This is a genomic window from Vibrio sp. 661 (assembly GCF_033339315.1).
GTDB lineage: Bacteria > Pseudomonadota > Gammaproteobacteria > Enterobacterales > Vibrionaceae > Vibrio > Vibrio alginolyticus.
In genome coordinates this window covers 1-15,374 of sequence record NZ_JAWOUJ010000022.1, presented here as the reverse complement: position 1 = coordinate 15,374, position 15,374 = coordinate 1, and the positions used below count along the sequence as shown (strand labels likewise).

Here is a 15,374-nt window from a genome sequence, read left to right as displayed (position 1 = left end):
TTAAAACAGTCGAGTCGGCTTGCCAAGATAGTAACCCTGCAAATAGTCCACCCCCATGTCTTGTGCAATGGAACACACCTCCTGATTGTGGACGAACTCCGCCACCGTCTCCGCGTTAAACACCTGGCACAAACGCACCAACTGGGAAGCGATCTTGCGCTGTTTTAAGTCTTTATCAATATCACGAATCAAGCTGCCATCGAGCTTTATGACTTCTGGCTCCAACTTTAGGATTTCATCGATATTCGAATAGCCGGACCCAAAGTCATCAACAATGATACGCGCCCCTAAGCTTCTAAAATGACTGCACACTTCTATCATTCGGCCATAGTCTTTGATCTGCTCAGATTCCAGCACTTCTAAACCAATTCGCCTTGGGTCATTTAGCTGGCTAATTTCATGCTCTAAAAGTATTAAAGTTTTATCACTGAGCAAATCTTGCGGCGATAAGTTTATAGAAAAGTCACCTTGCTTATCTCGCATGTAATGCAACGTAGAATGAATCATGTGCCGACTTAGTCGAGTGTAAAGATGCGTATCAGAGATAATTGGCAGAAAACGTCCTGGCGCAATCACCGTTCCATCGGCTTCCAGAATACGAACCAAACATTCTTGGCTTGCCAATTTGTGGCTACCCGCATGCACAATAGGTTGGCTATAAGTGATGATATTCTGTTTGAGAATGGCTCTACTGACGCAACTTAGCCATCCAAGTTGCTCTTTACGCACATCCTCACTGACTTCAATATCTTTCGCATTACAGATATGGGTATTACTGCGTACACCGGAGCGCCTCGCTTCGATGCCTTTGAGTAAGAGCTCATCTACTGAAGCGGATGGAAAGTCTCGACGACTCACTAAGCCGCCGCATAGCGAGATAGAAAGATAATCTATTTCACGTAGGCCAATTGGCTCAAAATTAGTTTGTTCTACCGCGTCAGCAAAACGCGTAAAGTGCTGTTTGATGGTCTCGCTGCTTTGATCAGCTTTAAATATGAACGCCCATTCACCAACCCCAATACTATAAAGCTGCAAAGCCGTTGGCATGCCGAAACGCTTTCGTAGTCGATTCGTAAAGTGCATTGAGAGATCTTTGAGTAATTGATCTCCCACTCGGTAGCCGTATTTTTCGTTGATATGACTAAAGTTAAGTAGCTTTAGAGTCAACAAATGCTCATCCAAATCGATGTTACTCAGCCGCTCTTGCAATGCGACCCGGTTTTGTAATCCCGTGCGACTGTCGCGTCGATAGCTTTCTTGTAACTTGCGCGTTTGGCGATCGAGTTGATATCCCATATGCGCGTTCATATGGTTGAGATCGCCGATCGCATTTCGAATCAAGCTAAACAACGGTGAAATAGAGGAGCTAACGGGCGACTTAGGCAAGTTCAATGTTTGCACCTCGTCTCCCTCTCGCATCGCTAAATACGTCAGGCTGTGATGAAGAATTTCGGGCTGACCAATACCACCATGCAGCTCCCCCATACAGTAACTACCAAACGTCGTCGCAATATCTTTAAAGGCTTGGACTTCGTCGCTGCTGTCAATAAAGTCTAACCGTGACGCGCAGTTAAAAATCATCACAACTTCAGGTTGGTGCATGGCTAACTCAACCACACCATGCCGCACTTGCTCGAGCGTTAACGAGGGATGGTTATAGCAAAATTGCACTTCGTCACCAAGACACCAGGGCCTGTCGAAGCTCATACTGCCATCAGCGTGTAGCTCCGTTACCGTACAAACTTCCTTTCGCCCTAAGCTTTCTCGATATAAAGGAAAGCTGAGCAGTTGACTCAGCGTCACGTCATGGCCATCCGCCAAGTAACGCTTGTATACGTCCAGCGCTTTCTTCTCACCTAGACAATACAAGCGCGTTCCTTTTGCATGAGTGACTTTGTGTGGCATGCCAATCGGGTTCCATTCCGAATACGCATCAGTCCATAGCTTCAAAGTATCACTGTGCAAAGCTACGGCAACCACAGCGTTATCGTAAACTCGGTTTTGATATAGCACCCAGCAGCCATCGTCAATACTCTGCGCCAACCCTCCAGAAATCACTACTTCTTCACTGGCGAAGGTTTGAAACAAGGGATAGTCACGTCGTTCAATTTGCACAGCAAAGCTGAGGATCACCTGTGAATTATGCTGCATTAGAAGAGAGCGCTTGAGCTCCCCGCCATCAATGTCAGGGGAGTAAGAGTATGTTTGTACCGCAGAAGTCAGCGTGGTTTGCTCAAATTCAATCACACTCACTAGGCAACCAGAGGTAAATATCTCCCCTTCCAGAATTACATTCCGCGTACTATGCCCCATAACATGAGCATTCGGCAGCGACGACAAAACGGCGTCTGCAAGTGTGGTCGTAAATTCGCGCGATTGCGTCGACAATATTTGTACTAAATATTGTTTATCTGAGGAAATTGGAAAAGTGACTAAAAAGTCATTCAGTTGACTGACATCGTGAACCAGTTTTGAAAAAGCTCGCATGGACCTACCACTGCCGTAACACTATCTTCACCACGACGTGTGGCGTTACTATTTTTATTTAATAGAGAATAATTTACGTGGCTTTGCGCTGCTTTTCTAGACACAAAATGAGATTAGAATGGATTAATGCGAAAGCAATTAAAAAAGTGTGAGTAACGGCTGCAAACTATTGATTTCAATATCAGGTAAAGTACGTGTTTTTGAATGGTTAATGACATTTTTATTCATATCATTAAACCAACAGGCTGCAAAACCAGCCAACTTTGCACCATGCACATCCGTGGTTAGATGATCACCGACATGCAGAATATTCTCCGCAGGAATATCCAAGAATCGCTTCGCTTTAGTAAACATATCGGTTGCGGGTTTCGCCAATCCATCTGGTCCTGCTTTAAGTACCTGTTGGAAATAAGGCGTAAGACCGATGCGGTCTAAATCCACATTACCGTTGGTGATTGCAACCAACGGGATATGCTGCGCGAGTTCCTCCAGTACATCGAGGCTTTGCTGCGGCACTTCAAAACGGTTACGCCAGTCTAACGCAACGTCTACTGCGGCTTTCGCGGCGGCATGTGCTGCGTCTTCGTCGTAGCCTGCTTGGGAGAAAGCTTGCTGAAGTTGCACTAAACGCCATAAAGTGACATCGCTCTTCAGCTCGGGTTGTTGCTGCACAACACGCTGTTTGAGAGCAAACCAATCCGCTTTGTTCATATGAGCAACCGCTGGATGATGGTGCTTGAGCCAAGATAGCAACTCACGCTCCATGCGAACTATCACAGGATAGTTATCATAGAGGGTATCATCTAGGTCAAAGGTCATTGCCTTAATAGGCTCGATACGGCGATAAAATTTCATACTTCGGCTCACTCCCCGTTCTTTTTACGTGCGCGTGGGTGGGCTTGGTCGTAGGCTTGCGCCAAATGTTGGAAATCCAAGTGCGTGTAGATTTGGGTCGTCGAAATGTTCTCGTGCCCTAAAAGCTCCTGCACCGCACGTAAGTTATTGCTTGATTCGAGCATATGTGTCGCAAATGAGTGACGCAATTTATGCGGACTAATATGGCTTGCGACAGACTGTTTCTGCCCCCATTCAGCCATGCGCTTTTGCACGCTACGATGCGAAATACGCGTTCCAAGCTTAGATACAAACAAGGCGGGCTCACCTGGAGCGGCTAAATCACCACGAACGCGTAACCACTTCCCGACCCACTCGGTTGCCATCCCAGAGAACGGTACTTTACGTTCTTTATCGCCTTTACCAATAACACGAAGCTCACCACTACGCAGTTGTACATCACGTACATCCACACCCACCAACTCAGCCAAACGTAAACCGGCTCCGTACATCAGCTCCATCATGGCGCGATCGCGCACAGCCAACGGGTCGTCCTCGTTGACTTCAAGTAATTGGCTCACTTCGTCAACATCGAGGTTTTTGGGCAACGGGCGTTTTTTGCGAGGTGCTGAAACCCCTTTGGCTGGGTTAGCCGACATCTCGCCACGCAGAATAAGGAAATCGAAAAAACTACGCAGCGATGAGAGTCGCGTTGCCAAACTGCTGGCTTTCATGCCTTCTCGCATGCCCTTACCTGCTAATTGGCGCACCCAACCAGCATCCACTTGAGACCAATCTTTGAGCCCCATTTCAGCTAAGTGCTGCGCCATAGTTTCTAGCTGCTGTTTGTAATTGCGCTGAGTATGTAGGCTAAGCCCCTTTTCGCTTCGTAAGAATTCATAGAAGCGCTCAAGAGGCTTTTGCAGACTATTTGGTAGAGGAGTGTTGGGAGTTGTCGTCATCGTAACTTTGCCATACCAGTGTTTGAGCGAGATGTGCCACTACTAATGATAGGTGACGCAAAAACAAGGTATCCATATCTGGCTGAAAATGGCCGCCATCTTCACTAGAAAAAGCAAGCACGCCCAGTGTTTGCTGTTTCACGAGCGGTAGTACCACATAGGACCCCATTTCCGGCACTTCCATGTTGCCAAACAAAGCTTCACGATCTACTTTGCGAAGACGTCCTAAGTACGCATCTTTGCCATTTAAGTGAGTGGTCGCAAAGCGTTGATAACTTTCCTTACTCAATTGAATCGATGCGTCGCATTGACTAAACAATCGAACAAACGCACGTAAGCCCAATGCTTTGGCTTTCTCTTCGATAGAATGAATGACTTGTTTAAAGTCACCACACTTTAGAATCTGCCCCTGCAAATCCATAAATTCGTAAAAGGTGCGATCATTGTTCGCCGCAAGCGACATTAGTGTAGTGATCTCTTCCTCTAACTCTTCAATGCGCTGACGTTGGCGATTCATTTGGATGTGTACCAAAGATACCGCGCCTAAGTCTGAGTGTGGGAAAGATAAACGATCCACAAGCTCCGGACGTTGCACAAAAAAATCGGGATGATCTTTGAGGTACTCGGCCACCACTTCAGCCGTTAAGGCATCTGCTTCTACTTGAGACAAACCGTTTCCTTTTTCTTCAACTAGCAAGATAATTGACCATCAAATACATGCGTTGTAGGTCCGGTCATAAACAACGGCTTGCCAGGGCCTTGCCATGCAATTCGCAATTCACCACCAGGTAGAGAAACCTTAACGTTTTCATCCAACAAGCCCTGCAGAATCCCAACCGCGACTGCCGCGCATGCACCACTACCACAAGCTTGCGTTTCTCCTGCGCCTCGCTCGTAAACTCGAAGACGAATATGGTCACGACTCATCACCTGCATAAAGCCAGCGTTGACGCGCTCTGGGAAACGCTCATGCGACTCAAGCAGCGGACCGAGAGTTTCCACTTCTGCCGTATCCACATCGTCGACCACGGTCACTACGTGCGGGTTACCCATGCTCACAGCACCACAAAACAAGGTATTGTCGCCTGCTCGCATGATGTAAGTTTTCTCTTTTTGCTTCGCTTTGAAAGGAATTTTGTTCGGTTCAAACTCTGGTACGCCCATGTTGACCGTCACTTCCCCATCATCTTCGATGTTGAGAATCATCTTTCCTTTCTTGGTGCTCACGCTGATGCTGTATTTATTGGTCAGCCCCTTCAAGCGAACAAAGCGGGCAAAACAGCGTGCACCGTTACCACACTGTTCAACTTCACTACCATCGGCATTAAAAATCCGATAATGGAAGTCGGTTTCAGGGTCGTAAGGGGCCTCTACCACAAGCAATTGGTCAAAACCAACGCCAGTATGACGATCCGCCAAGCGGCGGATCAGGTCTTGCGAGAAAAACACGTTCTGGGTAATACAGTCGACGACCATGAAGTCGTTGCCCAAACCGTGCATTTTGGAAAAGTGGAAATGCATTTGTTGTGTGTTACTCCGGTAGAATCTGTTCCAGCTGCCACAAACTGGTCAGCTCCTCACGCTGGCGAACTAAGTGGCTTTGTTTACCGTCCACCATCACTTCTGCTGCTCGGGTACGAGTATTGTAGTTCGAAGACATCACAAAACCATAGGCACCTGCTGAACGAACCGCGAGTAGATCACCTTCTTGCAAAACGAGTGCGCGATCTTTACCCAAGAAGTCGCCGGTTTCACAAATAGGACCAACCAAGTCGTAAGTCTGTGCTTCACCCTTTCGCGGTGAAACTGGCACAATATCTTGCCATGCTTGGTATAGCGCAGGACGCATCAAGTCGTTCATTGCAGCGTCGATAATCGCAAAGTTTTTATGCTCAGTATGTTTTAAAAACTCAACACGCGTTAGCAAGATACCTGCGTTCGCAGCAATTGCACGGCCTGGCTCAAAGATCAGCTCCAAGTCTTGGTGATTTTCAAGACGGCCTAGTAACGCTTTGGCGTAATCAGAAGGCTGAGGTGGTAATTCATCACGATAGACCACACCCAAACCACCGCCGACATCAAGGTGACGAATGTTAATGCCTTGCGCTTTTAAATCATCAATCAGAGCTAATAAACGGTCTGTCGCGTCGATAAATGGGTCTATATTGGTCAGCTGAGAACCAATGTGGCAGTCGATACCTTGCACATTCAAGTTAGGCAGGCTTTGCGCGAATTTATAAACATCTGGCGCACGATCAAACGCAATGCCAAATTTATTGTCGCGAAGACCAGTCGAAATGTAAGGGTGTGTTTTCGCGTCGACATCTGGATTGATACGCAGAGAAATTGGCGCAATCACACCAAGCTCACCCGCAACCTTGTTCAAACGTTCTAGCTCTGGCTCAGATTCAACGTTGAAACATTTGATACCTAGCTCAAGAGCGCGCTTCATCTCTGCCGATGTTTTACCAACACCAGAGAAAACGACTTTTTTCGGATCACCGCCTGCGGCAATCACACGCTCAAGTTCACCACCCGACACGATATCAAAGCCCGACCCCAAACGCGCTAGCGTGTTCAATACGCCTAAGTTTGAGTTGGCTTTCACCGCGTAGCAAACCAGGTGAGGATGCTGACCCACAGCACTATCAAACGCCTTCCAATGGCGCTCTAGCGTGGCTCGAGAATATACGTAAAGAGGAGTGCCATATTGCTCTGCAAGAGCTTGAAGTGGGACGTCTTCGGCCCAAAGCTGGCCATCATCCTGATAGTTGAAGTAATCCAAAATTCGCTTCCCTTATTTTATTCGACTGCTGAACCCTAATTTCACCCTAAGGTGCGGTTATTTATTGTGATTGCTCATTCTGTTGAGTGTCATCTGGAATGTATAGTGAGCCAGACTGACCACACCCCGCTAAGGTCGCGGCAACCATCACAAACAACACAGTAACTAATTTTTTCATTTCGCATATCGTGATTATTGAATCAATGCCCCCTATAATCGCACCACACTCAGGAAAAGCAATAGGATAGACGGATGAACGATACTGAATTTCATCAACTGGTGGATGCGCAGATGCAAATCATCGAAGAATCCATCGATGATTCAGGCGCAGACATTGATTACGAAGTCACTGGCAACGTAATGACATTGGAATTTGAAGACCGCAGCCAAATCATCATTAATCGCCAAGAGCCGATGCATGAGATCTGGCTAGCGTCCAAATCTGGTGGTTTCCACTTCAAACTTATTGAAGGTAAATGGACCTGCTCAAAAACGGGTATGGAGCTATTTGAAATGGTGAAGCAAGAATGTGAAAAGCACGCGGGCGAAGCCATTGATTGGGCATAATTCTGGTCAATCGTCACCAAAACAAAAAGAGCACCGAAGTGCTCTTTTTGTTTATTGATACGGGTTTAATTACGCGTTCACAGTTTTGGTCGGGCGACTCGGTGAACAACCGTCATTACGGTAAGGAATGATATACGCATTCCCCTCTTCAGGGTGAATAATTTGATAGTACTGAGGCAGGTTAAAGTTAATAAACTTCGACGCGACGCGACTATCGTCTTTTACCGACGTGTAGAAACTGTTTACAGACGAAATCATTTCATCTTTGGAGCCACTAAATTGGTGATACACTTCCACTTGATTTGACTCATCCAACACATAAATATTGAAGCCATCTTCGTTATCTTCAAAGAAGAACTGCACTAGACCTTCACTGGCAAACCCATCCACCGCTTCCGGCATTTGATATTCTTGCTCACGATCGAGCATTAACAGCGGCGAGCCTTTGAGTTTGTTAGTAGAAATGCTGCGGTAGAAATCGATGGAATTTTCTAGCTTCTGCACCGACACACCACGACGTTCAAAGAACAACCCATAAGTCTGGTTACCAAGACGCATCGCTTTAAAGCGGCGGCGTTTCTCTTGCTCTACTGGTTTCAAGCGTAAGTCGATACATTCAGCTAAAAGCTGGTAAACCATATTACGCATCACACCACGCATGTTCTTCGCATAGCAGAACACATCCACTGATTCTGGTGGCAACGCATCTTGGTGCATTTTGCCCAAAATGGTTTTCAGTGCATCCAGCATCGCCGTTTCCCCTTTGAAATGCAGCGTACGCACTTCATGCCAAGAGTTACGGTAAACAAGGTCAACACTGCCGACTAAATTTTTATGTTCTGGACCAAAGCTAAAAATATCGGTGTTCTTAACATCCACTTTCAACGAACGACCAGAAAGTTCAGACGTCGGATCATTTTCAAAGTTGATGAACATCGCAAGCTGGCTTATTTCACAAGGACTCGCTAGCGCCTGCATAGATGGACGACGCTTACGCAACGCAAAAGTATTTCGTAAGTCACTCACCATTTGGTAAAACTTATCAATATCTAGCTGCGCTTCACGTACCACGGCATGTAAACGAGTCGATTCAGTGATCAAGCCATTGAAGAATGCCCAAGCAACCAACTTACTCAAGTATTCATGATGCTCTAGATATGGTTGCCCCAAAATGCGGTGCGCAATAAGTGGTTGTTTATAGAGGTACCAACCAGACTTGTTCACTCCCCCTTTTTTCACTTCGATAAAGCTCAAGTCAGGCTCGTGCAGATCAGGTGAAATCTGTGGGTTTAGTAACGTTACTTTGCCCGGCAATACTTCAAAAGCCGCGTAAAGTTTACGGGCCAAAATACTGATGTCTTGCGGACTGATAGCAGAAGTGATGTCGTTACGACGCGCAAATTGAATCAAGTTACGGTAGCTTTGCATCAACGCATCCAGCAATGCATGATGTACCACCTTCACTTGTTCAACCTTCCAATTACGGCGGTCATCGAGCTCTGCAACGACACTGACATCCCAATTCCATTTTGCAATCATATCGCTCAGCGCTTCACGACGCCAAGCTACTGAGCCAACATTCGGCTCACGAGATAATTTTTCATGGGTTTTGAGATAGAAACAGCGACGCACCAAATCCAAACGTGTATCGTCTTGAATTCGCTCTAAGTAACGGGTTACTTTTTCCAACATTAAGTAGTACGCATCCATGCCATAGAGATCAGGCTCATGGGCAAAGAAACGACGTTTAGTGTCGATGCTTAACAATTGAGTATGCGGGTATTCCCACGAGTAAGCTTCTAGCAAGATGGCTTTTAATACCGATTTGTAGGGAGAGTCGATGCTTTTGTATAACTGCCACAAGTTCGAGCCGAAGTATTCTTCAGCAGGAATGCAGTTCAATTTACCAAAGTCGATCCATTCACTACAGTCGATGTAACCATCACTGCACAGTTGAGAAACGTACTCGTCGTAACACTCTTCCATTTCTGGCGGCACGATTTGCCATAACAAACGCTGTCCGGCAATACGCACCGCACTACGATAGAATTCATCTAGCAAAAGTAAGTGCTGAGATGAACCACAGTTATCACCCGTCATCTCTTCAGAATGATTGCTTCTAAAGCGCTCTTTATCCATTAAGAAAAAGTTCGCTTCCACGCCTTTGCTTTGTGCCCAATCCGTGATGAGTAAGCATTTATTGGTCAATAACTCGCGTTCGTCACAATCCATCTCTGGTGAGATACACACCCAAATATCCAAATCACTGGAAGTACTTTGACCAATCGAGGAGGTACTGCCCATGGTGTACAAACCCAATATAGCGGGCTTTTCTACCGTCTTGAGCGGCTGACCAATGGCAAGTTGAATATCATCTATGAATTGTTGCTGAATGCTATTTAGTTCAAGCCCATGCACACCAAACGGGACATCGGCATCATAATAGCCAGGAATTACAGGATGGTTGTAGTTCAACAAGGCAGGAATCAAGTGGAAGACTTGCTGGCTTTGCGAATCCATAAGCGCCAGCGCGCGATCAACTCGCTGCTGATTCAAATTATCTAGTCGCTGGATGATTTTTTGGGTGTAAGCCTGCAAGGGGAATTCCTTGGTTGAACAATCACGAAAATCTGCTGACGTTTTAAACCAAAATGGCTTAAAAACGTGATCAATTTAACACTTTTATTGGTGCGGGTAAAGCTTCACGCCCGCGTATCACTCTGGATACAAAACCATACTTTAGTCACAAAATTAATCGCGCGGTAGTGTCGCTCTTATTACCTATTACTAATAATAGTCCTTAGTCTAATTGAGAATCCAGTCACACTATTTTCATAACGTCATGTAATTCCATTCATAGCCTTCAGAGATAACGAACTAACAGTAAGCATTTCTTGATGAGAATGGTAGGATAAACCCAAATCCAAACAGCATTGAGAAGATCATGACACAATCCACACCGATTCGCATTGCAACTCGAAAAAGCCCTCTTGCTTTATGGCAAGCTTACTTTGTTAAAGACGCCCTTCAAGCCGCTCACCCTGGCTTGGAAGTCGAGTTAGTAACCATGGTGACCAAAGGTGACGTGATTTTAGATACACCACTAGCAAAAGTTGGCGGCAAAGGCTTGTTCGTAAAAGAGCTTGAAATCGCGATGCTAGAAGGACGTGCAGACCTCGCCGTTCACTCAATGAAAGACGTACCCGTCGATTTCCCAGAAGGCCTTGGCCTCGTGACCATTTGTGAGCGTGAAGATCCTCGTGATGCCTTCGTCTCTAATACCTATAGCCACATTGATGAGCTCCCTCAAGGTGCCGTGGTTGGTACTTGCAGTTTGCGCCGTCAATGCCAACTGAAAGAATATCGTCCGGACATCATCATCAAAGAGCTTCGCGGTAATGTGGGCACTCGCCTTGGTAAGTTAGATGCGGGTGAGTATGATGCAATCATTCTTGCTGCGGCTGGCCTCAAACGATTGAAGCTTGAAGAGCGCATTCGTAGCTTTATCGAACCAGAGCAATCACTACCAGCGGTAGGGCAAGGTGCTGTCGGTATTGAGTGCCGCCTTGACGATGAAAGACTGCTTAAGCTGCTTGAGCCACTTAACCACCAAGACACCGTAGACCGCGTTTTGTGTGAGCGCGCAATGAACCTTACGCTAGAAGGCGGCTGTCAGGTACCTATCGGCAGCTATGCCCTGCTAGACGGCGACAACATTTGGCTACGCGCATTAGTTGGCGAACCAGATGGCAGCGAAATTGTGCGTGGTGAAATTCGTGGCCATCGTAAAGACGGCGAAGCATTAGGAGTGCAGCTAGCCAATGAGCTGCTAGATAACGGCGCTCGTGAAATCCTAACTAAGCTGTACGCAGATCACGAATAACCATGGCAGTGTTGGTCACTCGGCCGGGAGAGCAAGGCAACGCGCTTTGCTCTCTGCTCGAAAGGCACGGCATTTCCGCATATCACCACCCTCTGATCGACATTGTCGCCGATCTCACGGACACGCACCTCTCTAAACATCTACATCAAGCTCAAATTGTTATCGCTGTTAGTCGACATGCAGTGCAATGTGCACAGCAAATCTTAGCCAGCAACGGGATGTCATGGCCGAAACAAGCTATTTACCTTGCCGTTGGTCAAAAAACAGCACACTATTTAAGCAAATGTACCCAACAGAAAGTACACTATCCCCAAGTCAGTGATAGTGAACACTTATTGCGACTGCCAGAGCTCAACAATGTGGCACAACAACAAGTTCTTATCCTTCGTGGTAACGGCGGAAGAGAGCTGATCAAAGATGCATTGGTGAGGCGTCGCGCAAAAGTTCACTATAGTGAGACTTACAAGAGAGAATTCATCCCATTCGATCCAGTAAGCTGTATCTCACTATGGAAAAACCTACAAATTAACCAGATTGTTGTCACCAGTGGTGAACAACTGGATTATTTGTGCAGCCAATTGACGTCGGAGCAATTGACTTGGCTTAATCAACAAGAGTTGTATATCCCCAGTCAGCGTATCGCTGACATCGCAATTCAAAGGGGGTTCACTCGCGTGAGATGCACGGGAAGCGCATCCAACCAAGAATTACTGGCGGCTCTCCAGCCCTAGCTACACAGGATATAGGCATGACAAGTAAAAATAACGACCCAAAAAATAACGATAAAAACCTTTCCGAAGAAACCTCATCGGCACCGCTAGTCGAAAAAACCACATCGCAGCAGGATGCGGACCTTAAAAAAGAGCAACCACAAGCGGCCGAGCCCCCAAAAACAGCAGAGCCAACCAAAGTCGAGTTTGAAGAAAAACAAGGTAAACGCGGTGTCAAACTAGGCACGGTCGCTATCATCTTATCGATTATTTTTGGCGGTGGCCTCGCGTACAAGCTGCATCAACAGCAAGCCGATTACCAAGCGCAGATCGCCCAACTAAAAAGTCAGCTAGAAAGCACTCAAGCTTCCATGAAGCAAGAGCTCAGCCGGGTACAAGAAGAAACCATCGAGAAAGCAACAACCGTGACACACAAAGCGGAAGTGGTACTTGGACAGCAACAGAAGAGCATTGAAAGCTTACAGCTCGCCGTTGCCGATGTGAAAGGTCGTCGACCAAACGACTGGCTATTGGCGGAAGCCGATTACCTCGTCAAATTAGCCGGCCGTAAATTGTTCTTAGAGCACGATGTAGAAAGCGCGACTCAACTGATGGAAAGTGCAGACCAACGCATTGCAGCGCTGAATGACCCTAGTCTCGTCAAACTACGTAAAGCAATGGCAAACGATATCACCAAACTTCGCACTATCCCGCTAATTGACCGTGATGGATTGGTACTACGCTTAACTGCCCTGCAACAGCAAGTAGACAAGCTCCCTCTCGCCAATGCACTGCTACCTGAAGCTGAAGCCGTAGAAAACACAGAAGTGTCTGAAGATATCGCAAACTGGCAAGATAACTTAATGACCTCTTTGAAGGACTTTTCGGAAAACTTCATTACCTTCCGCACGCGCGATGGTAACGTCATTCCACTGCTCTCTCCTGAGCAACACTTTTACCTGAAAGAAAACATCAAAGCCAAATTGGAAACGGCAATAAAAGCGGTGTACCAAGAGCAAGGTGAAATTTACACCACGTCTCTAAAAACAGCAGACAAATGGGCATTAGCTTTCTTCAACCAAGACGATAATTCCGTTAAAGAGTTCAACAAAACGGTTAACCTACTAAGTCAGCAAAATATTCAAGTGGAATACCCAACAAAACTGCAAAGTCAGTCTCAACTATCAGATGTCATCCGTGAACGCCTACGTCGTGAAGTCACAACGATGACAGGCATGGAGGATAAGTAATGTTTCGTCTTATTTTCCTATTTGTTGTACTAGGCGCAGGACTATTTGTTGGCACCCAGTTTTCTGGTCAGCAAGGCTATGTACTCATCTCCATTGCCGAGAAAACGATCGAGATGAGCGTAACGACATTAGTGGTTTTCGTTATCGCTGCACTCGCAGGTCTTTTTCTGCTTGAGTACCTGATTAAGAAGTTAGTTTATGCTAGTTCTACAACATGGAACTACTTCAGTGTTCGCAAAATGCGCCATTCCCGCCGATACACCAATGAAGGCATTATTAAACTTCTAGAAGGTGACTGGAAAGGTGCTGAGAAGAAAGTAACTCGCTGGGCAAATCATCACGATATGCCGCTGCTTTGCTACTTGGTTGCGTCTGAAGCCGCACAAGGCCAAGGTGATAAAGCAAAACGAGATCACTATCTAGAGCTAGCGAGCCAACAAGAGAACGCCCATCTCGCAGTAGAACTGACTCGAGCGAAACAATTTATCCGCGACAACGAGTTCGAGTCCGCTTTCAATACCTTGCAATCGTTAAAAAGTCAGTATGCGAGTAACTCTATTGTATTGAACTTGCTGAAAACAACGTACATGCAGCTAAAGTTGTGGCAACCTCTTATTGACCTCTTGCCACAACTCACCAAAGCAAAACTCATCTCGGAAGAAGAACATGCAGAGCTGATTCAAAAGGCGCAGTGCGGCTTACTCCATGAAGTAGCGCAGCAACAGGGTAGCGAAGGGCTAATCTCCCATTGGAATAGCCTCTCACGTAAAGTGAAACAAGACACACACCTCGTTGCCTGTTTTGCTCGAGAACTCATCACACGAAAAGCTGATGCAGAAGCCTTTACCGTGCTAAAAGAAGCATTAAAAAAACAACCAGCCCCAGAGCTTTATCAACTACTGCCAGATCTAAATCTGCCAGATACCCACCCTGTCGTGGTCTTCTTAGAGGGAGTAGTGAAGAAAGAACCGGATAACGCCGCTGCCCATAGCGCATTAGCGCACTTCTATTTCCGTCAAGAGAAGTGGCAAGAAGCCCAGGATCACTTTGAGATCGCCTTAAAGCTTCGCTCTGACGTCTCTGACTATGCATTCCTAGCAGACACACTAGAGAAGCAAAATCTAACCAAAGCTGCTCACGAAGTCTCTCGTAAAGCTCTCACGCTCGTCCAGAATGACTAACTTAAGATGACCTAACTAAGCCGACAGCTTACCTGTCGGCTTTTTTATTGCCTGCTATTAACCCTTTAGTCCTTAGTCATCAATATGTTTATCCAATTCATTGGCTCCCAAGTAGTTCTCAACTTCCTAGCAACTCACTATCGTTTCACTTTCCTTTTCTCTTTTGACCACTCTGATCCTGTCATTCCAGCAGAATCCAAAACAATTTTAAAAGATGCAGGAATACGTAACTTTAGCCTGTAGAAGTATGGTTTTAAGACGTAGCTAGATTTAGGCAATAGAGCACGCGCGTCGCTAGACTGAGTAAAACAAAAAGATACATCAGTGAAACAGTGACTATTTGAGTATGCTTATTTGTTCGGTCTATCCCGTAAAAGGGGCTAGAGAAGCAATGGTAGTGCTTTAAGAGAACAATAAGGCAATATATATCGGGACAGCATGCAGTGATGAGGATGAACAGCGTTAGAGGCAACTGCACTTCTTAGCAAAAATCAAAACGTCACAACCAATACCGATACCAATATTACTTTGTCGAAAAGTAGATCGCATATGGAATTGATTTTTGGCAAGCATAGATAGAGTAATAAAGATGTGCGGAAATGAAAAAAGCCTCGCTATTTCTAGCGAGGCTTCTTAATAGTGGCGGAGAGATAGGGATTTGAACCCTAGATACGCTATTAACGTATGCCGGTTTTCAAGACCGGTGCTTTCAACC

At 46.2% G+C, this 15,374-nt stretch carries 13 protein-coding genes; 5 read left to right on the top strand and 8 right to left on the bottom strand.

Annotation, left to right across the window (positions count from 1 at the left end; translation table 11 throughout):
* The 7 genes from R7P69_RS22240 to lptM form a co-directional block, all read right to left on the bottom strand.
* Window positions 1-2,487 carry an EAL domain-containing protein gene (locus R7P69_RS22240; protein WP_238952151.1) on the bottom strand — a complete coding sequence of 829 codons (2,487 nt, stop codon included), beginning with the start codon at window positions 2,485-2,487 and terminating at the stop codon, window positions 1-3.
* A 138-nt stretch (window positions 2,488-2,625) separates the two neighbouring features.
* Complete coding sequence (gene yigB, locus R7P69_RS22235; RefSeq protein ID WP_238952152.1) at window positions 2,626-3,342, bottom strand: 5-amino-6-(5-phospho-D-ribitylamino)uracil phosphatase YigB; 717 nt, start codon at window positions 3,340-3,342, stop codon at window positions 2,626-2,628.
* Window positions 3,343-3,350: 8 nt separating this feature from the next.
* Window positions 3,351-4,283 carry a tyrosine recombinase XerC gene (xerC, locus tag R7P69_RS22230; protein WP_005378742.1) on the bottom strand — a complete coding sequence of 311 codons (933 nt, stop codon included), beginning with the start codon at window positions 4,281-4,283 and terminating at the stop codon, window positions 3,351-3,353.
* Window positions 4,249-4,980: a DUF484 family protein gene (locus R7P69_RS22225; protein WP_196358497.1), complete on the bottom strand. Its 732-nt coding sequence runs from the start codon at window positions 4,978-4,980 to the stop codon at window positions 4,249-4,251. Before R7P69_RS22225 ends, xerC begins: the two co-directional genes overlap by 35 nt.
* Window positions 4,974-5,804: a diaminopimelate epimerase gene (gene dapF / locus R7P69_RS22220; protein ID WP_005378744.1), complete on the bottom strand. Its 831-nt coding sequence runs from the start codon at window positions 5,802-5,804 to the stop codon at window positions 4,974-4,976. Before dapF ends, R7P69_RS22225 begins: the two co-directional genes overlap by 7 nt.
* A gap of 10 nt (window positions 5,805-5,814) precedes the next feature.
* The gene (lysA, locus tag R7P69_RS22215; protein ID WP_033907276.1) at window positions 5,815-7,068 is read right to left on the bottom strand and encodes a diaminopimelate decarboxylase; all 1,254 of its coding nucleotides are present in this window, start codon (window positions 7,066-7,068) and stop codon (window positions 5,815-5,817) included.
* A 61-nt stretch (window positions 7,069-7,129) separates the two neighbouring features.
* The gene (lptM, locus tag R7P69_RS25395; protein ID WP_005378746.1) at window positions 7,130-7,246 is read right to left on the bottom strand and encodes an LPS translocon maturation chaperone LptM; all 117 of its coding nucleotides are present in this window, start codon (window positions 7,244-7,246) and stop codon (window positions 7,130-7,132) included.
* A gap of 74 nt (window positions 7,247-7,320) precedes the next feature.
* Here lptM and cyaY point away from each other — a divergent pair, with 74 nt between their 5' ends.
* Entirely contained in the window at window positions 7,321-7,635 is a 315-nt protein-coding gene (gene cyaY / locus R7P69_RS22205) for an iron donor protein CyaY (RefSeq protein WP_005383391.1), read from the top strand.
* A gap of 69 nt (window positions 7,636-7,704) precedes the next feature.
* On the opposite strand, the gene R7P69_RS22200 is transcribed toward cyaY, so the two are convergent.
* Window positions 7,705-10,233, bottom strand: coding sequence for a class I adenylate cyclase (locus R7P69_RS22200; protein ID WP_238952153.1), 2,529 nt, complete (start codon window positions 10,231-10,233; stop codon window positions 7,705-7,707).
* A 346-nt stretch (window positions 10,234-10,579) separates the two neighbouring features.
* Here R7P69_RS22200 and hemC point away from each other — a divergent pair, with 346 nt between their 5' ends.
* From hemC to R7P69_RS22180, 4 genes are read left to right on the top strand one after another with little or no spacing between them, the layout of a single operon-like run.
* Complete coding sequence (gene hemC, locus R7P69_RS22195; protein ID WP_005383388.1) at window positions 10,580-11,518, top strand: hydroxymethylbilane synthase; 939 nt, start codon at window positions 10,580-10,582, stop codon at window positions 11,516-11,518.
* Window positions 11,519-11,520: 2 nt separating this feature from the next.
* The gene (locus R7P69_RS22190; protein ID WP_238952154.1) at window positions 11,521-12,249 is read left to right on the top strand and encodes a uroporphyrinogen-III synthase; all 729 of its coding nucleotides are present in this window, start codon (window positions 11,521-11,523) and stop codon (window positions 12,247-12,249) included.
* A gap of 17 nt (window positions 12,250-12,266) precedes the next feature.
* On the top strand, window positions 12,267-13,478 hold the full coding sequence (locus R7P69_RS22185) for a uroporphyrinogen-III C-methyltransferase (protein ID WP_238952155.1): 1,212 nt from the start codon (window positions 12,267-12,269) through the stop codon (window positions 13,476-13,478).
* Window positions 13,478-14,659 (top strand): heme biosynthesis protein HemY, encoded by a 1,182-nt coding sequence (locus R7P69_RS22180; RefSeq protein WP_064354410.1) that lies wholly within the window; start codon window positions 13,478-13,480, stop codon window positions 14,657-14,659. The genes R7P69_RS22185 and R7P69_RS22180 overlap by 1 nt, the downstream gene beginning before the upstream one ends.
* Window positions 14,660-15,374: the final 715 nt, after the last annotated feature.